The organism is Streptomyces sp. RGM 3693, assembly GCF_050471125.1.
GTDB lineage: Bacteria > Actinomycetota > Actinomycetes > Streptomycetales > Streptomycetaceae > Streptomyces.
Genome location: NZ_JBMPPQ010000001.1, coordinates 2,993,033 through 3,016,149, shown reverse-complemented (window position 1 = coordinate 3,016,149; position 23,117 = coordinate 2,993,033). Strand labels below are relative to the sequence as shown.

Below are 23,117 nucleotides of genomic sequence, written 5' to 3'. Positions count from 1 at the left end.
CCGCGGAGTTCGGGAGACGCCGAGTCAGGGTGTTACGTTGCGCGAGCGCCACGGATTCACAAGGGTGGGGAGCACGACCATGGACAGCATCGACAGCACCGGACAGACAGGTCCGGCACAGGCCGGCACGGCAGGCGACAACCGGCAACAGACCGCGACCGAGCGCAGACGGCGGGAACTCTTGGAGGCCGCCGAGCGCATCGTGTTGCGCGACGGCCCAGGCGCTTCGATGAACGCCATCGCCGCCGAGGCCGGGATCACCAAGCCGATCCTCTACCGGCACTTCGGCGACAAGGGCGGCCTCTACCGCGCCCTCGCCGTCCGGCACACCGACGCCCTGCTGGCCAACCTCCGGGCCGCACTGGACGCCCAGGCGCTACGCCGGGAACGGGTCGAGGCCACCCTCGACGCCTACCTGGTCGCCATCGAGACCCGGCCGCAGGTCTACCGCTTCCTCATGCACCCGGCCGACGAGGACAACCCCTCGGAGTCAGGCTTCGACGTGGGCCGGCACTCCGCTCCCCTGCTGCGCCGGCTCGGCGAGGAACTGGCCAAGGTCATCTCCGAACGGCTCGACCTGGGGCCGGACGGTGCGGAACGGGCCCGGGTGTGGGGGCACGGCATCGTCGGCATGATGCACGCGGCCGGCGACTGGTGGCTGCGTGAACGCCCCTGCTCCCGCGAGCAGTTGGTACGCCACCTCACCGATCTGCTGTGGGGCCAGCTGGCCACCGCCAAGGATCTCGCCAACGGTCCCGGATTCTGACATTCCGGGCGGGCGGCGTCAGGCCGGTGCCGCCGCCCGGTCGTCCGTCGCCGCCGCCCACGGGGCCCGGGCCACCGCACGCAGCGCCCGGCGCCGCCGCAGGCCGGTGAGCCGGTCGACGTAGAGGCCGCCCCCGAGGTGGTCGCACTCGTGCTGGAGGCAGCGGGCGAAGAAACCGGTGCCGGTCACCGTCACCGGCGCGCCGGTGAGGTCGAACCCGGTCACGACGGCGTGGTCGTGACGCGGGGTGCCGGCCTCGATACCGGGCAGCGACAGACAGCCCTCGGGCCCGCGGAACACCGGCCCGTCCGCTTCGACCAAGTGGGGGTTGACGACGTGCCCCAGGTGCCGGCGGTCCTCGTCGTCGGGGCAGTCGTAGACGAACACCCGTAGGGGAACACCGACCTGGTTGGCGGCCAGGCCCACCCCGTTCGCGGCGTACATTGTCGCGTACATGTCCTCGACCAGGGCGGCCAGCTCACCGTCGAAAACGGTGACGTCCGCACAGGGGCGGGTGAGGACGGGATCGCCGTACAGGCGCAGTGGACGAGGGCGGCCGGAACTGCCGGGGATGGTGCGGTGGCGCATGGGCCCAGGGTACGGGCCGGGCATTCCGGATGGCGTCACACAGGTGGCGGAGTTCGGGCCGGCCGCCGGATCTCGATAGGCTGATCCCCGACCGACAGCCTCCGGACGGTCGATGGTCACGGAGGAGGCGCACTCTTCCGGCAGCCTCAGGGCAGGAGTGCGCCGGATGCAAGGAGGATCTGAGACGATGGCAGGCAACACGGAGCCGCTGTCGCCGCGGGCCAAGCTGGCCGTGACGGCCGGCAAGGCCGCGGCAGCGGTGTCGCGCGCGGCAGGCCGCGGCAGCGGATCGGTGATCGGCGGCCGGGTGGCGCTCAAGCTCGACCCCGACCTGCTGGCTTCGCTGGCCAGGCACCTGGACGTGATCCTGGTGTCCGCCACCAACGGCAAGACGACCACCACCCGGCTGATCGCCGAGGCGCTGCGGGCCAGTGGCCCGGTGGTCTCCAACGCGCTGGGCGCCAACATGCCCGCGGGCATCACCTCGGCGCTGGCGGGCGGCTCGGACGCCAAGTACGGCGTCATCGAGGTGGACGAGAAGTACCTGGCCACGGTGGCCCGGGACGTCACGCCGAAGGCCATAGCGCTACTGAACCTCTCCCGGGACCAGCTCGACCGGGCCGCCGAGACCCGGATGCTGGCCGAGCGCTGGCGCGAGGGCCTGTCCGGCTCCAAGGCGCTGATCATCGCCAACGCCGACGACCCGTTGATCGTCTGGGCGGCCTCGTCGTCCGCGAACGTGGTGTGGGTCGCCGCCGGGCAGGAGTGGAAGGACGACGCCTGGTCCTGCCCCTCGTGCGGCGGCGTGATGCAGCGGCCGGGCGACGACTGGTTCTGCGCCGAGTGCGGTTTCCGCCGCCCGACGCCCACCTGGGCGCTCTCCGGCGACCACGTCCTCGACCCGCACGGCAGCGCCTGGCCGATCAAGCTCCAGCTGCCGGGCCGCGCCAACAAGGCGAACGCCACCACCTCCGCCGCCGTCGCGGCCGCCTTCGGGGTGCCGCCGCAGGTCGCCCTGGAGCGGATGTTCGCGGTGCAGGCCGTCGCCGGCCGCTACGACGTGGTCACCTTCGCGGAGCGGGAACTGCGGCTGCTGCTGGCGAAGAACCCGGCCGGCTGGCTGGAGACCTTCTCGCTGATCGACGGGCCGCCGACGCCGGTGATCATGTCGGTGAACGCCCGCGGGGCGGACGGCACCGACACCTCCTGGCTGTGGGATGTGGACTACACCCGGCTGGCCGGGCACCCGATCTTCGTGCTGGGCGACCGCAGGCTGGACCTGGCGGTGCGCCTGGAGGTCGCCGGGCTCGACTTCGAGGTGTGCGAGACCCTCGACGAGGCGGTCCAGATGGCGCCGCCCGGGCGGATCGAGGTTATCGCCAACTACACGGCCTTCCAGGACCTGCGCCGCCGCGTGGGCAACTGAGTGCGGTCCACCGACAACACGGACAAGGACGAGCGAGCATGAGTGACAACAGCCTGCGCGTGGTGTGGATCTATCCGGACCTGCTCAGCACCTACGGCGACCAGGGCAACGTCCTGGTGGTGGAGCGGCGGGCGCGGCAGCGCGGCCTGGACGTCCAGCGCGTTGACGTCCGGTCCGACCAGCAGATTCCCACTTCGGGAGACATCTACCTGATCGGCGGCGGCGAGGACCGGCCGCAGCGGCTGGCGGCCGAGCGGCTGATCCGCGACGGCGGCCTGGAACGCGCGGTCTCCAACGGCGCGATCGTCTTCTCGGTGTGCGCCGGCTACCAGATCCTGGGCCACGAGTTCATCAACGACCTCGGCGAGCGGCAGCAGGGACTGGGGCTGCTGGACGTGGTGAGCACCCGCGGCGAGGGCGAACGGTGCGTCGGTGACGTACTCGCCGACATCGACCCGCAGTTGGGGCTGCCGCCGCTGACCGGATTCGAGAACCACCAGGGCGTGACGCACCTGGGGCAGACCGCGCGGCCGTTCGCCACGGTCCGGTTCGGCAATGGCAACGGTGTCGGCGACGGCTACGAGGGCGCGTGGAACGACACCGTCTTCGGGACGTACATGCACGGCCCGGTGATGGCCCGCAACCCGCATATCGCGGACCTGCTGATCAAGCTGGCGCTGGACGTCAACGCGCTGCCGCCGGCCGACGACCGGTGGTACGAGGCGCTGCGCCAGGAGCGGATCGCGGCGGCGAGCCAGACCGCCTGACGGTCCGGTCACCGCGACGGCCGGATTCGGGTCAGCTGACCCGGGTCCGGCCGTTTTCCGTGCGCCGGTGTCCGCACTCCGGGCGCCCGTGCCCCGGGGCGCCGCGCGCTTGTAGGCTGAGCGGAATCCAACCGGACGACGGGGTCCGGGCGTCCGGTTGAGTTGCGATGGGTTACTACGAACAATGCGAATTGGTGTCCTCACGTCCGGCGGCGACTGCCCCGGCCTGAACGCCGTCATCCGGTCCGTCGTCCACCGTGCCACCGCCGACCACGGGGATGAGGTGATCGGCTTCAAGGACGGCTGGAAGGGCCTGCTGGAGTGCGATTACCGCAAGCTCGACCTGGACGCTGTCGGCGGCATCCTGGCGCGCGGCGGGACCATCCTCGGCTCCTCGCGGGTACAACCCGCCCACCTGCGGGACGGCGTGGAGCGGGCCCGCGGCCACGTCGCGGAGCTGGGCCTGGACGCGATCATCCCGATCGGCGGTGAGGGCACGCTGAAGGCGGCCCGACTGCTGTCGGACGCCGGGCTGCCGATCGTCGGCGTGCCGAAGACCATCGACAACGACATCGCCGTCACCGACGTCACGTTCGGCTTCGACACCGCGGTGGGCGTGGCGACCGAGGCGCTGGACCGGCTCAAGACCACCGCCGAGTCGCACCAGCGGGTGATGATCGTCGAGGTGATGGGGCGGCACACCGGCTGGATCGCGCTGCACTCGGGGATGGCGGCCGGTGCGCACGCGATCGTGGTGCCGGAGCGGCCGTTCGACATCGAGGAGCTGACCGCCCGGGTCGCGGAACGGTTCGAGGCCGGCAAGAAGTTCGCGATCGTGGTGGTCGCGGAGGGCGCGAAGCCGCGCGAGGGCACCATGTCGTTCGACGTGGGCGGCACGGACGTGTACGGCCATGAGCGGTTCGCCGGTGTGGCCCGGCAGTTGTCGCTGGAGCTGGAGAGCCGGCTCGGCAAGGAGGCCCGTCCGGTCATCCTCGGCCATGTCCAGCGCGGCGGGACGCCGACCGCGTACGACCGGGTGCTGGCCACCCGCTTCGGTTGGCACGCGGTGGAGGCCGCGCACCGCGGGGAGTTCGGGATGATGACCGCGCTGCGTGGTACGGACATCACGTTGGTGCCGCTCGCGGAGGCGGTGGCGAGCCTGAAGACGGTGCCCGCCGAGCGCTACGACGAGGCCGAGTGCGTGCTGTGATCCGTCCGTAGCCCACCCGCGGGGTTCGGGTCGTTCGGGGCGCCCCCGGCCGTTGCGCCGGCCGGGGGCGCCTCTACGCTTGTCGCCGGAGCATTGGTACGAATCAGGAGCGAGCGGATGCATCACAGCGGGCACGGCATGGACGGCATGAACATGGATCTGCCGCCGTTCACGCTGGGGCGGGGCCTGGAGTTCGGTGGTGATCCGTTCTTTCTCGTCGGCTGCCTGCTGGGGTTGGCGCTCTACGGCTGGGCCGTGATCCGGCTGCGGCGGCGCGGGGACGGGTGGCCGATGGGCCGGGTCGTCGCCTGGGTCCTGGGCGTGCTGACGGTGGCACTGTCGATGTGCACCAAGCTCAACGACTACGGCATGGCGATGTTCAGCGTCCACATGGTCCAGCACATGATCGTCAGCATGCTCTCGCCGATCCTGCTGCTGCTCGGGGCGCCGGTGACGCTGGCGCTGCGCGCCCTGCCGACTGCCGGGCGGGGCCGCAAGGGGCCGCGCGAGTTGCTGGTGGCGCTGCTGCACAGCCGGTACATGCGGATCATCACGCACCCGGCGTTCACCATCCCGCTGTTCATCGCGAGCCTCTACGCGCTGTACTTCTCGCCGCTGTTCGACCTCCTGATGCAGTCCCGGGCCGGGCACATCGCGATGATGGTGCACTTCCTGGCGGTGGGGCTGGTCTTCTTCTGGCCGATCATGGGCGTGGACCCGGGCCCGCACCGGCCGGGGTACGTGATGCGGATGCTGGAGCTGTTCGCCGGGATGCCGTTCCACGCGTTCTTCGGGATCGCGCTGATGATGGCGTCCGAGCCGATGGTGGACACCTTCCTGCACCCGCCGGCCTCGCTGGGCATCGACGCGCTGGGCGACCAGCAGGCGGCCGGCGGGATCGCCTGGGCGTTCAGCGAGATCCCGTCGGTGGTGGTGCTGATCGCGCTGGTCTTCCAGTGGTACAAGTCCGAGGCGCGCACCTCGCAGCGCGCCGACCGGGCCGCGGACCGCAACGGGGACAAGGACCTGGCGGAGTACAACGCCTACCTGGCGTCGCTCAACGCGCGGGGGCAGTAGCGGGGCGCCGGCGGGGCGCGGCGGACCGGCAGCGGTCGCCGCGGCGCGTTCGGTCATCTGGCGGCACGGGCCGCGGCCGGGGACGATGGTCTCCTGGCCGCGGCCCGCGGCGTTGTGCCCACGGCCGCCGTGAGGAGGTTGCGGGTATGCCCGGATCCGCCAGGACGATGGCTGTGTGCACGGTGTGCGGATTGGTGGCGGCGACCGCCTACACCGTGGCGTTGGGTGGCAACGGTTGGGTCTGGTTCCTGTGGGTGGTCCTGGCGCTGCTCACGGTCGGGGTGGTGACGGCGCGGCGGATCTGAGCGTCCGGCGCCGGACGCTGGCGCCCGGCGCCGTCGGCGGGCGTCAGAAGCGGAACAGCGGGCCGGTGGCGGCGTCCATGGTGCAGGCGTTGGGGTACTCCCGGTGCCAGTTGACGGGCGCGCCCCGCCAGGTGCCGGAGGCGGTGACGGTCACGGGGTCGTACTCCCGGGTGCAGACGTGCGGTTCGCCCCGCAGGGCGTTCAGATCGCCGTGGGCCGAGGCCAGCGCGTGGCAGGCGGCGGCGCCGTGCGGATGGGTGCCGCGGGTGTCCGGGCAGCTGAGCCGTACCCCGTGGATCCAGGTGTCGCCCGCGCCGGACACGGTCAGGAAGAGGCCGTCGGCGGCGCCCGGAGCGGCGGCGCGGGCCGACGCCCCGCCGAGTGCGGTGCACAGCGCCACGGTCACGCCCGCCGCCAGAGCGGCACGGGAGGTTCGGCGTCGGCGGCTCACGGACATCGGGGTCTCCTGGAACGCTCGGGGCGGTGGCCCGGTGGGGTCACGCGGTGGGCCGGGGGCCGGCGCCCGGCGGGGACGGCGGACGGCGCCCGGCGGCTCCAGGCCATCCCGCCGCGACCCGGCGCACAAGCGGCCACGCCGTGCGGTCGCCCGGACGGGTCCGCGGTTTCGCGGGCCCGGCGGTTCCGGACCGTGCCGGGGCAGTTACGGACGGCGGCTCGCGCGCCTACACTGACGGCCCTGGACGCCCCTGTGACCTGGCATGATCCGGACTCGCAGGTGGTCCGGAGGGACGGAAGAGGGGGCCGCCGTGCTGTACCAGGTGTTGAAGTACGTCCTGCTGGGCCCGCTGCTGCGGCTGATCTTCCGGCCGCGGGTGGAGGGGCTGGCGCAGGTGCCCGACGAGGGGCCGGCGATCATCGCGGGCAACCACCTGTCGTTCGCGGACCACTTCGTGATGCCGGCGCTCGTGCCGCGCCGGGTGACGTTCCTGGCGAAGTCCGAGTACTTCACCGGGCCCGGGCTCAAGGGGCGGCTGACCGCGGCGTTCTTCCGCGGGGTCGGGCAGATTCCGGTGGACCGCTCCGGGGGCCGGGCCTCGGAGGCGGCGCTCTCCTCGGGGCTGTCGGTGCTGCGCAGGGGGCGGCTGCTGGGGATCTATCCGGAGGGCACCCGTTCGCACGACGGGCGGCTGTACAAGGGGCGCACCGGGGTGGCGGCGTTGGCTCTCAAGGCGGGGGGGCCGGTGGTGCCATGCGCGATGATCGGGACGTTCGAGGCGCAGCCGACCGGGCGGCGGCTGCCGCGGGCGATGCGGGTCACGGTCCGCTTCGGGCCGCCGCTGGACTTCTCGCGGTACGCGGGTCTGGTGGACGAGCGCATCGCGCTGCGGGCCGTCACCGACGAGATCATGTACGCCATCCTCATGCTGTCCGGGCAGGAGTACGTGGACGAGTACGCCACGGACGCCAAGGCCGCGGCGCAGGCGGCGGCGCGGGGCCGCGGGTGGCGGGGGCCCGGCGGCGGCAACGGGGCGGGCGGTTAGGGGCGGGCGGTTAGGGGCGGGCCGGATAACCGTTCGCGGAGCGCGGTGGCCGCCCCTACGGTGAGCTGCGTGAAGGTACGGATACGGGGGCGGCGCCGGTGAGCGCCCGGCTGCGCGGGATGGCGCAGGAGACGGAGCGGATCGTCGCGGCGGGAAGCTACCGCACGCCGGGCGGACGGACGGTGGAGCTCGCTGCGGCACTGGCCCGGGCCCGGGCCGGGACCCGGCTGTACGGGCCGGGGCCGGTGGCGGTGACCGGGGCGGCGCCGGGCCTGCGGACGGTGTTCGAGGTGACGGCGGAGGGCAGTCTGACAGCCGGCGGGCGACTGGCCGCGGCGGCCGGTGAGTTCGGTCCGGTCGCGGTGTTGAACTTCGCGTCGGCCCGCAATCCCGGTGGCGGGTACCTCAAGGGCGCACAGGCGCAGGAGGAGGCGCTGTGCCGCGGCTCGGCGCTGTACACCTGTGTCCGCGCGGCGCCGGAGTTCTACGCGGCGCACCGGGCCGACCCGAGTCCGTTCTACAGCGACCGGGTGATCCTCTCCCCCGGTGTGCCGGTGTTCCGCGACGACCGCGGCCGGCTGCGCGAGGTGCCCTACGAGGCGGGGTTCCTGACGGCGGCGGCGCCCAACGCGGGGGTGATCGCCCGGCAGCGGCCGGACGAGGTGGGGCGGTTGCCGGCGGCGTTGGCGGCGCGCGCCGAACGGGTGTTGGAGGCCGCGGCCCAGGGGGTGCGGTGCGCCGCGCCGCCGACCGGGGCGGTGGTCGGGCCACCGGCGGGCGGGTACCGCCAACTGGTGCTCGGGGCCTGGGGGTGCGGGGTGTTCCGCAATGAACCGGCCCAGGTGGCCGAGGCGTTCGCGGGGCTCCTGCTGCCCGGCGGCCGCTTCGCGGGGTGGTTCACCCGTGTCGTGTTCGCCGTGCCGGACCGCCGGGTGGACTCCCCCAACAGGGCGGCGTTCGCCGCGGTGTTCCCGGCCTGACGACGAGGTTCCGCGGGCGGCGCGGGGGCGGCGGAGGACCGGGGGCGGTCGGGAGGGATCCTCCCGACCGCCCCCGGCGATGGATCAGCCGGCGGCCTTGGCCGTCTGCTTCTCCGGGACGGGCGTGGCGTGCGGGGCGCACGTGACGTCCTTCGGGTCCGTGGTGCCCTTCAGGAAGTACGCGTCGACGCGGCCGTTGATGCAGGGGTTGACCAGACCGGTGACGCCGTGCGAACCGGCGTCCCGCTCGGTGATCAGGCGGGAGCCGGCGAACCGCTTGTGCAGCTCGACGGCGCCGTCGTACGGGGTCGCCGCGTCACGGGTGCCCTGCACGATCAGGACCGGCGGCAGGCCCTTGCCGGTCTTGACCTCGACCGAGGTCTGCTGCTTGACCGGCCAGGTGGCGCAGGGCAGGTTCATCCAGGCGTTGGCCCAGGTCATGAACGGTGCCTGCTGGTGGATGCGGGTGTTGTCGCGGTCCCACTTCTGCCAGCTGGTGGGCCACTTGGTGTCGGTGCACTCGACGGCGGTGTAGACGGCGTTGCCGTTCTCGGCCTTGATGTTGCCGGCCTTGTCGTCGGGGTGCGGACCGGCTTTGTCGATCAGCGGCTTGGTGTTTCCGGCCAGGTACGCGCTCCAGACCCCGGCGACCTCGGCCCACGAGTCGTCGTAGTACGGCGCGTTCTGGAAGAAGCCGATGAGCTCGGCGGGGCCGACCACGCCGCCGATGGGGTGCTGCTTGGCGGTGGCGCGCAGCTTCTCCCAGGCAGCCTGGACCTTCGCCGGCGTGTCACCGATGTGGTAGGCGGCGTCGTTCTTGGCGACCCACTTCTTCCAGTCGCCCCAGCGGGTCTCGAAGGCGATGTCCTGGTCGAGGTTGGCCTGGTACCAGACCTTCTTGCGGGAGGGGTTGACGACGCTGTCGACGAGCATCCGGCGGACGTGGTCCGGGAAGAGCGTGGCGTAGACGGCGCCGAGATAGGTGCCGTAGGAGACGCCGAGGTAGTTGAGCTTCTTCTCGCCCAGCGCGGCGCGGATCACGTCCAGGTCACGGGCGGTGTTCGGCGTCGTCATGTACGGCAGGAGGTCGCCGCTGCGCTCCAGGCAGCCTTGCGCGTACTCCTTGGCGAGCTTGCGCTGGGCGCGCTTGTCCGCCTCGCTGTCCGGCACCGGGTCGGCCTTGGGGGCCTTGACGAACTTCTGCGGGTCCTGGCAGGAGATCGGCGCGGAGTGGCCCACGCCCCGGGGGTCGAAGCCCACGAAGTCGTACGCCTGGGCGGTCTTGGCCCACAGCGCACTCTTGTTGGTGATGCGGGTCGGGAAGCGCATGCCCGAGCCGCCGGGGCCGCCGGGGTTGTACAGGAGGGCGCCCTGCCGCTGCTGCGGGCCGCCGGTGGCGACGGCGCGGTCGACGGCGATTTTGATGGTCCGGCCGTTGGGCTTGGCGTAGTCGACCGGGACGGTGACGTAGCCGCACTGGACCGGGGCCTTCAGTCCCCAATCGGCGGGGCAGTCCTGCCACTTGATGCCTGCCTTGGCGGCCCGGGCGGCGGCGAGCGCTTCTCCGCGCGCCTCGGTCGTGCCTCCAGGGCGCCGCTCGCCGGCGGTGGCCGGTGTGGCTATCGCGCCGGCGAGGAGCGCGCCGGTCACCAAGGTGCCGGCAGCGCCGAGCGCTACTGTTCGTTTCACGTGGTTGTTCCCCCAGCATGGTGCGCCGTTTGTGGCGGCGGAGTTCACAGAGCTATGGGGGAATCCTGTCGTGTACGGGCCACACTTGAACAGATTTGGCCACAATTTCTTTACCAAGCTGTAGGAATCGCACGGTTGCGTACCGCGTGGATCGTGGGGCGCGGCAGCGGGTAATTCTCCGGGTATGACCACGCCGCCCCCCATGGTGTCCGGCCGGGACATCGGCAAGTTCTTCCGGTCCGCCGACGGCCGTGTCGTACCGGCCCTCGACGGCGTCTCGCTGACCGTGCACGAAGGCGAGTTCGCCTGCGTCGTCGGCCCGTCGGGATGCGGGAAGTCCACCCTGCTGCGGATACTCGGCGGGCTGATCGAGCCGTCGGCGGGCAGCGTGGCGCGGCATCCGGGCCAACCACCGGTCCCCGCGACGGCGTTCGTCTTCCAGGACTTCGCCGTACTCCCCTGGCTGACGGTCCGCGCCAACGCCGCCTTCGGCCTGCGGATGGCCGGGGTGCGCCGCCGGGACGCCGAACGGGCCGCGGACGCCTGGCTGCGGCGCATGGAACTGGCCGAGTTCGCCGACGGCTATCCGGAACAACTCTCCGGCGGGATGCGCCAACGCCTCGCGCTCGCCCGGGCGTTCACCACCGGCAGTCCGGTGCTGCTGATGGACGAACCGCTGGGGTCGCTGGACCCGCAGACCCGCCGGCTGATGCAGGAGCAACTGCTCGCCCTGTGGCAGGAGGAGCGCAAGACCGTGGTGCTGGTGACCCACTCCCTGGACGAGGCGCTGTTGCTGGGCGACCGGGTGCTGGTGATGTCGGCGCGGCCGGGCCGGATCACCGAGGAGCTCACGGTGCCGTTCCCGCGGCCCCGCGATCCCGGTATCCAGGACGGCCCGGAGTTCGGCCGGTTGCGCGCCCGGCTCTGGGACCGGCTGCGCGGCGAGTTGTCGGTCGGTGCCCGGTGACCGCCCCGACCCGCCCCGTGGAGACCGCCGCCCCGGACGCCGCGGTGGCAGCCCGCGCGGTCGCCGTACGGGCCCGGCGGACCGCCTGGTGGCACGCCGCACTGGGGCTCGCGGTGCCCGGGGTGCTGCTGCTGGGCTGGCAGCTTGCGGCGATGGCCGGGGTCATCGACACCCTGCTCTTCCCGCCGCCCACCCGGATCGCGGCACGGTGCGTCGCGCTGGCGGCCTCCGGCGAGTTGGGCCGGGACACCGCGGCCACCGTCGGCCGGCTGCTGCCCGGGTACGCGCTGGGCGCGGTGGCCGGTGCGCTGGCCGGGTTCGTGATGGGCGTCTCGCGGACCGCAGAGGCCGCCCTGGGCCCGCTGTTCTCCGCGCTGTACTCCGTCCCGAAGATCGCCGTGCTGCCGCTGCTGCTGCTCCTCTTCGGCCTGTCCGAGACCCCGAAGATCCTCTCCGTCGCCATCACGGTCTTCTTCGTCCTCCAGATCAACACCGCCGCGGGGGTCCGCCAGATCGATCCCCGGCTGCTGGAGTCGGCCCGCTCGTACGGCGCGTCCGGCCTGCGGCTGCTGCGCTTCGTGCTGCTGCCGGGCGCCCTGCCCGGGGTGCTGACGGGGCTGCGGACGGCCGCGGGGCTGGGCGTGGTGGTCGTGGTGGCCGTGGAGTTCGTGGCGTCCGAGAGCGGTCTGGGCTATCTGATCTGGAACGCCTGGACGCTCTTCCAGCCCGACCGGATGTACGTGGGGCTGGTGGCGGTCGCCGTGCTCGGCGCGCTGTTCTCCGGGCTGGTGGCGCTGCTGGGGCGGTGGGCGATGCCCTGGCAGCGGTCCCGGTAGCCGTGCGTCCCGCAATCCGGTCGGCGCGCCACGGCCGGGGTGCGGCCGCGTCCCGTCCCTGCGGTCCCCTCCCGATCCCGTCCGGCCCGGTCCGCCCCTGTCCGGCCCTGTCCGGCCTCCTCTGACCCGCCCGACCTGCCCGGCACCCGCTACCCATCTGACCCACCTGACCCACCTGACCCACCTGACCCGTCAACCGGAAGGTTCGCTCCGCGATGCGCCGTCTCCGCCTGCCGCTCCTCCTGGTGGCCGTCCTCGGCCTGCTCGTCGCCGCCTGCCAGAGCAGCGGGGCCGGCCCGGGTGGGCCCGGCGGGTCCACGATCCGGGTCGCCCATGTCCCGTCCACACTCTTCGCCCCGCTCTATCTCGCGGACGCCAAGGGCTACTTCAAGGCGGCGGGGCTCACGGTCACGTTGCAGACGGTGAAGAACGGCCAGGACGCGGTGCCGCTCGCCGCCACCGGGCAGGTCGAGGCGGTGGTGGCAGGGTTCTCCGCCGGGCTGTTCAACGGCGTGGCCAAGGGCCTGGGGGTGAAGGTCGCCGCGTCCATGGGCGCCGCCACCGGGGCGCACCCCTCGCCCTCCTCTCTGGAGGTGGCCAGCCGCTTGCTGGACGCCGGGACGGTACGGACGCCGGCCGATCTGCGCGGCCGGAAGATCGCCGTCTCGGGTGGGCCGGGCGCGGCCGGCGGCTACCAGCTCGCCGCCATACTGCGCGGTTCGGGGCTGACCCTCAAGGACGTCACGGTGGTCAACGTCGCCATCCCCGACATGCGCACCGCGCTGGCCAACGGCGGTGCGGACGCGGCCCTGCCGCCGGCGCCCTTCAGCACGCTGATGGAGGAGGCCGGTACCGCCCGGCCGCTGGCCGTACCGCCGAAGGGCACCGTCGCGTCCGGGGTGGTCCTCGGCGCGCGGTTCGCGGGGCAGCCCGCCGCCCGGAAGTTCCTGGCCGCACTGCGCAGGGCCGCCGCCGACCTCCAGGGGGCGGGCCGGACGTCGGACGAGAACGTGGCCATCCTGGCCAAGGCCACCGGGCAGCGGCCGAGCGTGCTGCGCCACTCCCCGCCGTACCAGTGGGACCCCGAACTCCGGCCGAACGGAGGGCAGTTGATGGCGCAGCAGGCGGCGTACCGGCAGGCGGGGCTGCTCAGCGGCCGGACCCTGACGGCCGGGGACCTGGTGGGGTGAGCAGCGGCCCGGGTGCAGGGCCGCGGTCAACAGAGCGCCGACAACGGGCCGAGGAGTGACGAGAACAGGTCAATTGCCACTGCCCGACTGCATATGCCGGTACGGGCCGCGCCGCCTTCAGTAACCTTCCGTGCAGGCTCTCCCACACACCGCCACGTGGGGGAGCCTCCGCGTTGTGCCCGTGTGCTGCGCCGTGCAGCGTGCTCGCCGGAAGGAGACGTCAAGTGCCCGGAATCGACCAGGTGTTGGCCCGCGCGATGGGGATACCCGGAGTCCTGGGGGCCGGGCTGACCGACTGGACCAGCGGGCTGACACTGGGGACGGCCGGCCGGGCCCCGCACGGCGACCGTGACGCGGCGGCCGCGGACACCGCCGAGGTGGTGCAGGCGGTGACCCGGAACGCCACGTTCGACACCACGGGCGGCGACGGGGAGGCGCTGGAGGACCTGATCATCACCACGGGGAACAGCTACCACCTGATCCGCCTGGTGCCCACCGCCTTCGACAGTCAGACCTGCCTCCACCTCTGGCTGGACCGGGCGCAGGCCAATCTCGCCATCGCCCGGTTGCGGCTGCGCGAACTGGCAGCGGAGCTGGCAGCGGGCTGACGTTCCCTCATGGTGACCACGCCCTCCTTCCGTTCTGGCCCCACCGGCGGCGACGGCCGGCCCGGCCCGCTCGACCGGTACGCCGCCGAACGCGCCACCGGCGCCCTGCGCGGCCCGAACGGCTGTGTCTACCTCCACGAGGGCGCGGTCTACTGCGTCGAGTGCCCGGCGGCGCCCGACGTCGGGGCCCGGCTCGCCACCGCCGGACGGCTGCCCGCGGAGTGCTGGCGGCACGCGGCGGACGCCGCGGGAGCGGACCACCTGGGCGGGCAGTTCCTCCTCCGGCAAGGCTGGTTGACCCGCGGCGAGCTGGAGGTGTGCCAGCTCACCGCGCTGCTCGACGCGGCGTGCTTCGTCCTCCCGCCGGAGCCCGCCGCCACCTCCTTCGCCCCCGGTGAAGCGCACTGGCTGGGCGTGGTGCGCCCGGTCGGCACCGCGGTCCTGCTGGCCGCGGTGGCCCGCCGGCGGGCGCAGTTGGACCGGCTGGGGGCCTGGGCGGCGGCCGACGGCGCGCCGGTCGTCCCGATCCGGCCGGAACTCCCGGACCGTCCACCCCTCACCGGCCGGCAGCGACGGCTGCTCGCGCACGCCGACGGCGTCCGCACCCCCGGCGAACTCGCCCACGCCCTGGGGCAGTCGGCGTATCTGACCCTGTTGGAGATACGGCGGCTGGCCGCGGCCGGGCGGGTGCGGCTGCCTCCGCCCGGGGCGTTGCCGAGGCGGCGCCCCGGGGCCTTCCGGCCCGAGCGGCGCGGGCCGGACGCCGTGGCGGGCGCCCCGGTCTGGCACCTGCCGGACCCGGGCGTGCTGGAGACCGCCGATCCGGACGTCGCCCTCCTCGTCCGCCTGCGCACCGCACTGGAGGAGAACCTGTGAACCCCTGTGACCCGCGGTCATGAGGCCCGTATTCGGAAAGCGTGTCAGGAGAAGGAGCGTCAGAAGACCGATGACGAGCGAGACCGAGGCGATCGCATCCGGGATCCGGGAGGAGTTGCGCGCGCTGCGTGCGCACATCCGGCATCTACACGGCGGCATGGTGGCGAGCGCGGACGGCATGGTGATCGCCCATGACCTGCCGGACATCGAACCCGACGGTCTGGCCGCGCTGACCGCCGCCGCCATCGGCGTCGCCACCCGACTGACCGACGCCACCGGGCAGGGCGGATTCGAGGAGTCCCTGACCCGCGGCAGCCGCGGCTACGTCGCGGCGTACGCGGCCGGGAACCGTGCCGTGCTCACCGCCGTGGCGGGCCCGGACACGAATGTGGGGCGGCTCCACCTCCAGGCCCGACGCACCGCCGCGCGCATCGCGACCCTGCTCGACGCGCCGCCGGGCCACTGACCGCATGGTCGCCGGACCGCGATCGCGGTCCGGCGGCCGTCGATGCCGCCCGGCTGTTCCTCCTCGCCGGTCGACGGTCACGTACCAACGGCCGTCGGCCACCGGCGAGAAGTCCCACCCTCCCGTACGGAAATCCAGCGAAACCCACGGAAAGGCCCGACCCCTCATGGCACAGATGGAAACCGCTCTCAGCGAAGCGATGTCGACGATCGAGGGGGCGATAGGTGTCGCCCTGGTCGATCACACCAGCGGAATGGCGCTGGCGACTTTGGGCGATCCGCAGACGTTCGACCTCAACGTGGCGGCGGCCGGGAACACCGATGTGGTGCGCGCCAAGTTGCGCACGATGGAGATGTTGGAACTCCAGGGCGCCATCGAGGACATGCTGATCACCCTGACGTCGCAGTACCACATCATCCGGCCGGTGACGGGCAAGAACGGCAGCGGTCTCTTCCTCTACCTGGTGTTGGACCGCAAGCGCGCCAATCTCGCGCTGGCGCGCCACCGCCTTGCCCGTCTGGAGGCCGAACTGGAGGTGTGAGCCTCCTCAGCCGGCCGCGGCCTCGTCCAGCAGCCGCCGCAGCGACAGGCCGTCCGGGGCGACCGCGGTGGCCAGCGCGGCGGGGCCGGCGAGCGGCGCCAGGACGGCCTGGCCCCGGGCCGGGCCGTCGCCGTGCGCGCCGCCGAGCAGCCGGACCTCGGCCGGCTTGTCGACGAACTCCGGTCCGGCGAGCAGGAGTTGCCCGATGGCACGGTGGCCGCCGAGGACCGCGGAGGTGTCCCAACCAGGGGCGCCGGGTCCGTAGGCGGTCTCCTGGTCGAGCAGCGTGCGGCCGGCCTGACGGATCGTCAGGCGGCTGCGCAGCGCGCCCGGGTGCTCGCCGCTGCGGCCCAGCACCTGCTCCTCGCGGAAGACCAGCCGGGCGGTGGGCGCGAGGTCCACGGTCGTGGTCATCCGCAGATCGCTGCCTTCCGCGGAGATCAGCGGTTCCGGCAGCCATTCGAGCCGGGCACCGTCGCCGACCGTCAGGTGGACGTCGTAGGTGGCGAGGTCACCGGTCCGGCCGGGCAGGGCGACGGTTGCCGCGGCCGCGGTGATCCTCAGCGACGTGCCTGCCTCGGCGGTGGCCTCGATGCGCAGCCGGTCGCCGCCCAGCGGGGCGCTCATGGCGCCGACCAGGCAGACCCGGGCCTGGTCGGCGTGTGACTGGACGCGGCGGAGCGCGAACGGGCCGCCGCCGTCCAGGACCGGCAGTCGACTGGCTCCGTGCGCGTCGGCCCGGGCCACGATGCGGGCGGTGGCCCGCAGACCGCCCGCCGGGAGGGCGGCGGTCTGCGGAGCCGCGGGGTGCGGAAGGGTACGGGTCATGCCTGGGCCGCGGTCCAGTTCGCCAGCTGCGCCCGGACCCACTCGGCCACCGGCTTGACGCCGTCGGGCTGCTTGAGGGCGGTGAAGGCGACCGGGAGTTCGCCGCGCTGGGCCTTGGCGTCGCGGGCCATGCCGTCGAGGTCGACGCCGACGTAGGGGGCGAGGTCGGTCTTGTTGATCACCAGCAGGTCGGCGGTGGTGACGCCGGGGCCGCCCTTGCGCGGGATGTCGTCGCCGCCGGCCACGTCGATGACGAAGACCTGGGCGTCGACCAGGCCCTTGGAGAAGGTCGCGGTGAGGTTGTCGCCGCCGGACTCGACCAGGACCAGGTCGAGCGGGCCGACGGTCTCCTCCAGGTCCTCGACGGCCTCGAGGTTGGCGGAGATGTCGTCGCGGATGGCGGTGTGCGGGCAGGCGCCGGTCTCCACGGCGGTGATCCGCTCGGTGGGCAGCACCGCCTCGCGGCGCAGGAACTCGGCGTCCTCGCGGGTGTAGATGTCGTTGGTGACGACGGCGATGGAGAGTTCGTCGCGGAGCTCGCGGCACAGGGCGGCGACGGTGGCGGTCTTGCCGGTGCCGACCGGGCCGCCCAGGCCGATCCGTAGGGCGCGGCGGGTGCCGTCGTGGCGTACCGGGTCGGCGGCGCTGTAGGTGTGGCGCTCGGGGAAGCCGTCCTGGTGGTCGAGGTGCATGGTGACTCCGGTGGTTCGTACGGCCGCGGGGTACGCGGCGCGGTGGGCGGACGGAAGGTCAGGACGCGAAGAGCCGGACCGGCCAGGCGGCGTGTGCTTCGGCGGCGATGTCGAGCAACGGCGCGGAGGCGGCAGGCAGGGCGCCCGGTCCTTCGGTGACGGCGCGGTGCGCCGCGGCCGCGCCCTGTTCCGCGACCTGTTCGAGGTCGGCGGCCAGGCGGGCGAGGACGGCGGTGGCGTCGAACGGGTCCAGGCTCAGCAGGCGGACCACGGCGGTGGCCGGGCCGCTGATGTTCTCGTAGGCGACCGCATGGGCGGCGTCCAGCGGTGTCAGGCCGGCGGACCGGGCGGCCAGGCCGAGGACGACGGGCTGGTGGGCGCCGCGTGGGCGGGCCGCGGCGAGCGCGTCGAGTTCGGGGCTCGGCCAGGTGGCCCGGGCGGCCCGCATCATCTGCCGGCCGAGCCGGCGGGCGACCTGGCGCAGCGCCGGGACCGGCGTACGGGCGTCCGCGGCGTCGTCCAGCACGAGCGGGTCCAGGCCGGCCGCGGCCGCGGCAGCGAGGCCCGCGGCGACCAGCCCCGTGGTGTGCAGCCGGCCCCGGCAGAAGCTCTCCAGGGTGGCGGCGTCCTTGATGTGCCCCGCGGTGACGGCCGGTTCGGCGCCGCCCGAGTGGGCGTGCCCTCCGGCGGGGAACCGACCGTCGGCGAGGACGAGCAGCGCAGCGCGGCTCATCGATGGTGCTCCGGATCTTTCATTGACGGTATGTCAGAAGAGGAAGTACCGCTGAGCCATGGGGAGTTCGGCGGCGGGGGCGGGTTCGACCACCTCGCCGTCGATGGTCACCGTGAAGGTGTCGGGGTCCACGTGGACGCGCGGCAGGGCGTCGTTGTTGCGCATGTCGGCCTTCTTCACGCCGCGCGTGGAGCGGATGGCCTCGAAGGACTTCCCCAGCGGGAGGCGCTCGGGGAGCTTGTCCTCAAGGGCCTGCTGGGAGACGAAGTTGAGCGAGTTGCTCCCCGGGGCCTTGCCGAAAGCGCCGAACATCGGGCGGGGCAGGACCGGCTGCGGGGTGGGGATGGACGCGTTGGCGTCACCCATCTGCGCGTAGGCGATCTGTCCGCCCTTGATGACCAGCTGCGGCTTGACGCCGAAGAACGCCGGGTCCCACAGGACGAGGTCGGCGAGCTTGCCGGCCTCGACCGAGCCGACGACGTGGTCGATGCCCTGGGCGAGGGCCGCGTTGATCGTGTACTTCGCGACGTAGCGCTGGGCGCGGTGGTTGTCCGCCCGGCCGTCGCCGGGCAGGGCGCCCCGGCGACGCTTCATGACGTGCGCGGTCTGCCAGGTCCGCATCACGACCTCGCCGATCCGGCCCATGGCCTGGGCGTCGGAGGACATGATCGAGATGGCGCCGAGGTCGTGCAGGATGTCCTCGGCGGCGATGGTGGAGGGCCGGATCCGGGACTCGGCGAAGGCCAGGTCCTCCGGGACCGCGGGGTTGAGGTGGTGGCAGACCATCAGCATGTCGAGGTGTTCCTCGACGGTGTTGACGGTGTGCGGCCGCGTGGGGTTGGTGGACGCGGGGAGCACGTTGGGCTCGGAGACCATCGCGATCATGTCGGGGGCGTGACCGCCGCCGGCACCCTCGACGTGGAACGCGTGGATGGAGCGGCCCGCGATGGCGGCGATGGTGTCGCCGAGGAACCCGGCCTCGTTGAGGGTGTCGGTGTGGATCGCGAGCTGGGCGCCGCTCTCCTCACACACCGTCAGACAGGCATCGAGGACGGCGGGGGTGGCGCCCCAGTCCTCATGGATCTTGAAACCGAGGATGCCGGCGCGCAGCTGGTCGCGCATCGACGGCAGGGACATGGTGTTGCCCTTGCCGAGCAGGCCGACGTTGACCGGCAGGTTGTCCATCGACTCGAAGAGCCGGGCGATGTGCCAGGCACCGGGAGTGATGGTGGTGGCCTTGCTGCCCTCGGCGGGGCCGGTGCCGCCACCGATCATGGTGGTGATGCCCGCGGCCAGCGCCTCGTCCACCTGCTGGGGGCAGATGAAGTGGACGTGGGTGTCGATGCCACCGGCGGTGAGGATCTTGCCGTTGCCGGCGATGACCTCGGTCTCCGGACCGATGACCAGGTCGGGGTGGACGCCGTCCATGGTGTCCGGGTTGCCGGCCTTGCCCAGGGCGGTGATCCGGCCGTCGCGGATGCCGACGTCGGCCTTGACGATGCCCCAGTGGTCGAGCACCACGGCACCGGTGATCACGGTGTCGGGGGCGCCCTCGGCGCGGGTGACGCGGGACTGGCCCATCGACTCGCGGATCACCTTGCCGCCACCGAAGACCGCTTCGTCGCCGGCGCGGCCGGGGCCGCCGGAGCGGTCCTCGGTGATCTCGATGACCAGGTCGGTGTCGGCGAGCCGGATCCGGTCGCCGGCCGTCGGGCCGAACAGGTCGGCGTATTCCTGGCGGGTCAGTTCAGCCATCGAGGGGACCTCCGGTCTCACCGCGCAGACCCACGACGATCCGCTTGCCCGCGAGGGGGACCAGCTCGACTTCGGTGGGGATGCCGGGCTCGAAGCGCACGGCGGAGCCGGCCGCGACGTTCAGCCGCTTGCCGTGCGCGGCGGCGCGGTCGAAGTCGAGGCCGGGATTGGCCTCGGCGAAGTGGTAGTGGGAGCCGACCTGGACGGGCCGGTCGGCGGAGTTGAGGACGGTCATGCGCGTGAGGGGGAGGCCTTCGTTGAGGCGCACCGGCTCGTCGGCGTAGAGGATCTGTCCCGGGATCATCGTCTGCTCTCCCGTGGTCAGTTGATGGGTTCGTGAACGGTGACGAGCTTGGTGCCGTCGGGGAAGGTGGCCTCGACCTGGACGTCGTGGATCATCTCCGGGACGCCTTCCATGACGTCGTCGCGCGCAAGCACCTTGCGCCCGGAGGACATGAGCTCGGCGACGGTACGGCCGTCGCGCGCTCCTTCAAGGATGTGCACCGTCAGCAGGGCGATGGCTTCGGGGTGGTTGAGCTTCAGTCCCCGTGCCCGCCGCTTTTCAGCCACGTCTGCCGCCACATGAATCAACAACCGTTCCTGCTCATGCGGGGTCAGTTGCATACGTTCCACCTCACAGGTTTTCGCCCGGGCGCATTTACCCAGGTCACAGGCATGGACACACCTGTGAAGATAGATGTACCACACAGTGTTTAAAGGCGAAGCAAACCGACATCCAGCACTTGACCATCAACTTCCCCATCGCGGAAGGATAGTTAGGCGAGATTTCGACGCCGTTACGGCGGGCGGCGCATTTCGCAACCCTTGTCGCACCTGACGTAACACCACGGAAATCACCGCTGCTCACAGGCCGGCGACCGGATTCGAGGGCGGAGCCTTCCGCGTCACGACCCGAAGGTTGCACGGAATCGTGGTGGCGAATTCCACACCCCCAACCCCCTTCCGGAATGCGGAAAAAAGAGCGGGTGCCAGGTAATCAAACGGCATTATCTCGGCAAACCCGACACCCCTTCCGATGTGCGAACGCAGGTGTCCGGTATCCGCTCTTGACGGATTTCAAACGAGCTCGTAATCCTCATGCTCGCGTCAAGCATTCCGCTGCACTTCAACCCCCCACAACAGCATCGGAGAACTCCGTGACCCGTACGACCCGTATCCGCCGCGCGGCACTCGCCGCCGGCGCCTGCACCGCCGTCGCCGCCCTGCTGGGCACCGCGGCGGCCGCCCAGGCCACCTCCCCCACGACGCAGGCCGCACCGGACATCCCGGTCGCCGCCATCAAGGCGCACCTGGACCAACTCCAGTCCATAGCCAACGCCAACGGCGGCAACCGCGCCCACGGACAGGCCGGCTACCGGGCCTCGGTCGACTACATCAAGGGCAAGCTGGACGCGGCGGGCTTCACCACCGCCGTCCAGGAGTTCAGCAGCGGCGGCGCGAAGGGCTACAACCTGATCGCCGACTGGCCCGGCGGCGCCGAGGACTCGACCGTGATGGCCGGCTCGCACCTGGACTCGGTCGACGCGGGCCCGGGCATCAACGACAACGGCTCCGGCTCGGCCGGCATCCTGGAGGTCGCCCTGGCCGTCTCCCGGGAACACCTCAAGCCCACCAAGCACCTGCGGTTCGCCTGGTGGGGCGACGAGGAGGACGGCATGGTCGGCTCCCGGCACTACATCGACGCCCTCGGCGCCGACCGGTCGAAGATCTCCGCGTACCTCAACTTCGACATGATCGGTTCGCCCAACCCCGGCTACTTCGTCTACGACGACGACGCCAAGCTGGAGAAGGTCTTCAAGGACTGGTTCGCCGCGAAGAACATCGCCACCGAGCCGGAGACCGAGGGCGACGGCCGCTCCGACCACGCCCCCTTCAAGGACGCCGGCATCCCGGTCGGCGGACTCTTCTCCGGCGCCGACTACATCAAGACCGCCGCCCAGGCGAAGGAGTGGGGCGGCACCGCGGGCAAGGCGTTCGACGCCTGCTACCACCGCTCCTGCGACACGTCCAAGAACATCGACGACACCGCACTGCACAACCACACCGACGCTATCGCCAACGCCGTGTGGCAGCTCAGCTCCTGACGATGCGAGAGCGCTGACGGCCGCCGCACCGCGCGGCCGTCAGCCTTCTCGCGGTCACTTCTCCCGACCCGGTCGCCGGCCCCCGGCGGCCGGGTCGCGGTGTTCCGCCGCGATGCCGAAGCGCTGCCGTTCGCCCGGAGCGGACGTAAGAGGCCGCTCGGAGGAGACCGTACTGATCACCCGCTCCTGCTCGACGGCCGCCGCCTGCCGCCCCAGTTCTTCGAGTCGCTCCAGGTCAGCGGCGGACACCAGCGCCACGAGGGGCTTCCCGTGGCGGGTCACGACCACCCTCTCGCCGCCGTAGACAACGCGGTTGATCAGATCCGCGAGCTCGGCCCGGGCTTGCGTCACCGGAATTTCGTAGGCCATGCTCCCAGCCTATGCAACGTCCACCTGGTCCGCCGTAGTCCGGGGCGACAGCGAATGTCCAGGTCAGAGGTTCTCGCGTGCTGCCGTGCGCTCTCGTCTGTGAGAGATGTGTGAGACGAGGTGAGACGAAGAGCTTCCTGGTCGCCGTGAACCCTGGCGGGTCTCCGGCACGGGGAACGCCTCACTCGACCGGCCCTGCACCAAGTCCGGACAGAGTCGAACAGGTCGCCGCGATCCGCGCCGAGGATGCGCCCCTCCAGCCAGATGGCGGCCCAGTGCAGCCCGAATGTCCGACTGCCCGGGTTGGTCGGGCTGGCGTAGGTCCAGCGGGCAGGGTCGTCGCGGTCGGCCGGGTCGGGCTGGCAGCGGTAGCGGACGGACCGTCCTACGGTACGAGGTCGGTAGCTGGCGTGGAACGCCCGCTGTCAACTGCGGCGGACGATGATGAGCCGTTCTTGTGCACTCTTCGGCAGCGTGCGCCGTGGCACCGGGACCGGTGAGGCGAGTGAGGAGGCGAACGCGACGACCAGGTCGTGGGGCACGCTCGCGCTGAAGCTGGCGCACCACAGGTACGGAGCCCCTAGGACGGGTTCCGCCCACGCCTGCCACCAGAGAAGGTCGTCGCGCAGGTCCGCATCGTGGATGAGTGGCGGCCCTGCGCGACCATGGCGCTTCTGGCGGTTGTCGAGGAACTGCTGAAGGACGAAACCGAGTCCGAGTTCGTCGTCACCGTCCTGGAGAACCTTCAGAATCTCCTGTCCCACGGCCTCGGCACGTTTTGGTCCGCCGACGAGGTACGCCTGCTGCTCGGGCCCGAAGCGCGATCTGCTGGGAGACCCTG

The 23,117-nt window shown here is 72.2% G+C and carries 26 protein-coding genes and 1 pseudogene; 16 read left to right on the top strand and 11 right to left on the bottom strand.

Going from position 1 to position 23,117, the window contains the following annotated elements; translation table 11 throughout:
• Positions 1–79: 79 nt before the first annotated feature.
• Entirely contained in the window at positions 80–766 is a 687-nt protein-coding gene (locus ACO0M4_RS13105) for a TetR family transcriptional regulator (RefSeq protein WP_430370115.1), read from the top strand.
• An 18-nt stretch (positions 767–784) separates the two neighbouring features.
• Here ACO0M4_RS13105 and def read toward each other — a convergent pair whose 3' ends face one another.
• The gene (def, locus tag ACO0M4_RS13100; protein WP_430370114.1) at positions 785–1,354 is read right to left on the bottom strand and encodes a peptide deformylase; all 570 of its coding nucleotides are present in this window, start codon (positions 1,352–1,354) and stop codon (positions 785–787) included.
• 187 nt (positions 1,355–1,541) lie between these two features.
• On the opposite strand from def, the gene ACO0M4_RS13095 reads away from it, so the two are divergent.
• From ACO0M4_RS13095 to ACO0M4_RS13075, 5 genes are all read left to right on the top strand, one after another.
• Positions 1,542–2,780 carry a MurT ligase domain-containing protein gene (locus ACO0M4_RS13095; protein WP_430370112.1) on the top strand — a complete coding sequence of 413 codons (1,239 nt, stop codon included), beginning with the start codon at positions 1,542–1,544 and terminating at the stop codon, positions 2,778–2,780.
• 38 nt (positions 2,781–2,818) lie between these two features.
• Positions 2,819–3,547: a type 1 glutamine amidotransferase gene (locus ACO0M4_RS13090; RefSeq protein WP_430370110.1), complete on the top strand. Its 729-nt coding sequence runs from the start codon at positions 2,819–2,821 to the stop codon at positions 3,545–3,547.
• 184 nt (positions 3,548–3,731) lie between these two features.
• The gene (locus ACO0M4_RS13085; RefSeq protein WP_430370109.1) at positions 3,732–4,757 is read left to right on the top strand and encodes a 6-phosphofructokinase; all 1,026 of its coding nucleotides are present in this window, start codon (positions 3,732–3,734) and stop codon (positions 4,755–4,757) included.
• Between the two features lie 117 nt (positions 4,758–4,874).
• Positions 4,875–5,834, top strand: a complete 960-nt coding sequence (locus tag ACO0M4_RS13080; protein WP_430370108.1) for a cytochrome c oxidase assembly protein — start codon at positions 4,875–4,877, stop codon at positions 5,832–5,834.
• 146 nt (positions 5,835–5,980) lie between these two features.
• A complete protein-coding gene (locus tag ACO0M4_RS13075; RefSeq protein WP_430370106.1) occupies positions 5,981–6,139 on the top strand; it encodes a hypothetical protein in 159 nt (52 codons plus the stop codon).
• 43 nt (positions 6,140–6,182) lie between these two features.
• On the opposite strand, the gene ACO0M4_RS13070 is transcribed toward ACO0M4_RS13075, so the two are convergent.
• A complete protein-coding gene (locus ACO0M4_RS13070; protein ID WP_430370105.1) occupies positions 6,183–6,596 on the bottom strand; it encodes an SSI family serine proteinase inhibitor in 414 nt (137 codons plus the stop codon).
• A 310-nt stretch (positions 6,597–6,906) separates the two neighbouring features.
• Here ACO0M4_RS13070 and ACO0M4_RS13065 point away from each other — a divergent pair, with 310 nt between their 5' ends.
• Entirely contained in the window at positions 6,907–7,641 is a 735-nt protein-coding gene (locus ACO0M4_RS13065) for a lysophospholipid acyltransferase family protein (protein ID WP_430370103.1), read from the top strand.
• 98 nt (positions 7,642–7,739) lie between these two features.
• Positions 7,740–8,621, top strand: a complete 882-nt coding sequence (locus tag ACO0M4_RS13060; RefSeq protein WP_430370101.1) for a TIGR02452 family protein — start codon at positions 7,740–7,742, stop codon at positions 8,619–8,621.
• An 84-nt stretch (positions 8,622–8,705) separates the two neighbouring features.
• On the opposite strand, the gene ACO0M4_RS13055 is transcribed toward ACO0M4_RS13060, so the two are convergent.
• A complete protein-coding gene (locus tag ACO0M4_RS13055) occupies positions 8,706–10,310 on the bottom strand; it encodes an alpha/beta hydrolase (protein WP_430370100.1) in 1,605 nt (534 codons plus the stop codon).
• Between the two features lie 184 nt (positions 10,311–10,494).
• Between ACO0M4_RS13055 and ACO0M4_RS13050 the strand changes: the two genes are divergently transcribed.
• The 7 genes from ACO0M4_RS13050 to ACO0M4_RS13020 all read left to right on the top strand — a co-directional run bounded on the left by ACO0M4_RS13050 (position 10,495) and on the right by ACO0M4_RS13020 (position 15,794).
• Positions 10,495–11,277 carry an ABC transporter ATP-binding protein gene (locus ACO0M4_RS13050; protein ID WP_430370099.1) on the top strand — a complete coding sequence of 261 codons (783 nt, stop codon included), beginning with the start codon at positions 10,495–10,497 and terminating at the stop codon, positions 11,275–11,277.
• Entirely contained in the window at positions 11,274–12,113 is an 840-nt protein-coding gene (locus ACO0M4_RS13045; protein WP_430370097.1) for an ABC transporter permease, read from the top strand. Before ACO0M4_RS13050 ends, ACO0M4_RS13045 begins: the two co-directional genes overlap by 4 nt.
• A 215-nt stretch (positions 12,114–12,328) precedes the next feature.
• The gene (locus ACO0M4_RS13040; protein WP_430370095.1) at positions 12,329–13,303 is read left to right on the top strand and encodes an ABC transporter substrate-binding protein; all 975 of its coding nucleotides are present in this window, start codon (positions 12,329–12,331) and stop codon (positions 13,301–13,303) included.
• Between the two features lie 224 nt (positions 13,304–13,527).
• Positions 13,528–13,911, top strand: coding sequence for a hypothetical protein (locus tag ACO0M4_RS13035; protein ID WP_430370094.1), 384 nt, complete (start codon positions 13,528–13,530; stop codon positions 13,909–13,911).
• Positions 13,912–13,920: 9 nt separating this feature from the next.
• Positions 13,921–14,787, top strand: a complete 867-nt coding sequence (locus tag ACO0M4_RS13030) for a hypothetical protein (protein ID WP_430370093.1) — start codon at positions 13,921–13,923, stop codon at positions 14,785–14,787.
• 70 nt (positions 14,788–14,857) lie between these two features.
• Positions 14,858–15,253 carry a roadblock/LC7 domain-containing protein gene (locus tag ACO0M4_RS13025; RefSeq protein ID WP_430370092.1) on the top strand — a complete coding sequence of 132 codons (396 nt, stop codon included), beginning with the start codon at positions 14,858–14,860 and terminating at the stop codon, positions 15,251–15,253.
• 166 nt (positions 15,254–15,419) lie between these two features.
• Complete coding sequence (locus tag ACO0M4_RS13020) at positions 15,420–15,794, top strand: hypothetical protein (protein WP_430370091.1); 375 nt, start codon at positions 15,420–15,422, stop codon at positions 15,792–15,794.
• 6 nt (positions 15,795–15,800) lie between these two features.
• On the opposite strand, the gene ACO0M4_RS13015 is transcribed toward ACO0M4_RS13020, so the two are convergent.
• From ACO0M4_RS13015 to ACO0M4_RS12990, 6 genes are read right to left on the bottom strand one after another with little or no spacing between them, the layout of a single operon-like run.
• On the bottom strand, positions 15,801–16,622 hold the full coding sequence (locus ACO0M4_RS13015) for an urease accessory protein UreD (protein WP_430370090.1): 822 nt from the start codon (positions 16,620–16,622) through the stop codon (positions 15,801–15,803).
• Positions 16,619–17,314 carry an urease accessory protein UreG gene (gene ureG / locus ACO0M4_RS13010; RefSeq protein WP_430370088.1) on the bottom strand — a complete coding sequence of 232 codons (696 nt, stop codon included), beginning with the start codon at positions 17,312–17,314 and terminating at the stop codon, positions 16,619–16,621. Before ureG ends, ACO0M4_RS13015 begins: the two co-directional genes overlap by 4 nt.
• A gap of 58 nt (positions 17,315–17,372) precedes the next feature.
• Positions 17,373–18,047 carry an urease accessory protein UreF gene (locus ACO0M4_RS13005; protein ID WP_430370086.1) on the bottom strand — a complete coding sequence of 225 codons (675 nt, stop codon included), beginning with the start codon at positions 18,045–18,047 and terminating at the stop codon, positions 17,373–17,375.
• Positions 18,048–18,080: 33 nt separating this feature from the next.
• Positions 18,081–19,802 (bottom strand): urease subunit alpha, encoded by a 1,722-nt coding sequence (locus tag ACO0M4_RS13000; protein ID WP_430370085.1) that lies wholly within the window; start codon positions 19,800–19,802, stop codon positions 18,081–18,083.
• Entirely contained in the window at positions 19,795–20,106 is a 312-nt protein-coding gene (locus ACO0M4_RS12995) for an urease subunit beta (protein WP_390025196.1), read from the bottom strand. The genes ACO0M4_RS13000 and ACO0M4_RS12995 overlap by 8 nt, the downstream gene beginning before the upstream one ends.
• 17 nt (positions 20,107–20,123) lie before the next feature.
• Complete coding sequence (locus ACO0M4_RS12990; RefSeq protein WP_016572110.1) at positions 20,124–20,426, bottom strand: urease subunit gamma; 303 nt, start codon at positions 20,424–20,426, stop codon at positions 20,124–20,126.
• A 533-nt stretch (positions 20,427–20,959) separates the two neighbouring features.
• Between ACO0M4_RS12990 and ACO0M4_RS12985 the strand changes: the two genes are divergently transcribed.
• Positions 20,960–21,907 (top strand): M28 family metallopeptidase, encoded by a 948-nt coding sequence (locus tag ACO0M4_RS12985; protein WP_430370084.1) that lies wholly within the window; start codon positions 20,960–20,962, stop codon positions 21,905–21,907.
• A 54-nt stretch (positions 21,908–21,961) separates the two neighbouring features.
• Here the strand turns inward: ACO0M4_RS12985 and ACO0M4_RS12980 are convergent, their stop codons facing one another.
• Both ACO0M4_RS12980 and ACO0M4_RS12975 read right to left on the bottom strand, forming a co-directional pair.
• A complete protein-coding gene (locus ACO0M4_RS12980; protein WP_430370082.1) occupies positions 21,962–22,276 on the bottom strand; it encodes a type II toxin-antitoxin system Phd/YefM family antitoxin in 315 nt (104 codons plus the stop codon).
• Positions 22,277–22,701: 425 nt separating this feature from the next.
• Positions 22,702–22,929 (bottom strand): annotated as a pseudogene (locus ACO0M4_RS12975) (DUF317 domain-containing protein); the annotation flags it as partial.
• Between the last annotated feature and the right edge of the window lie 188 nt (positions 22,930–23,117).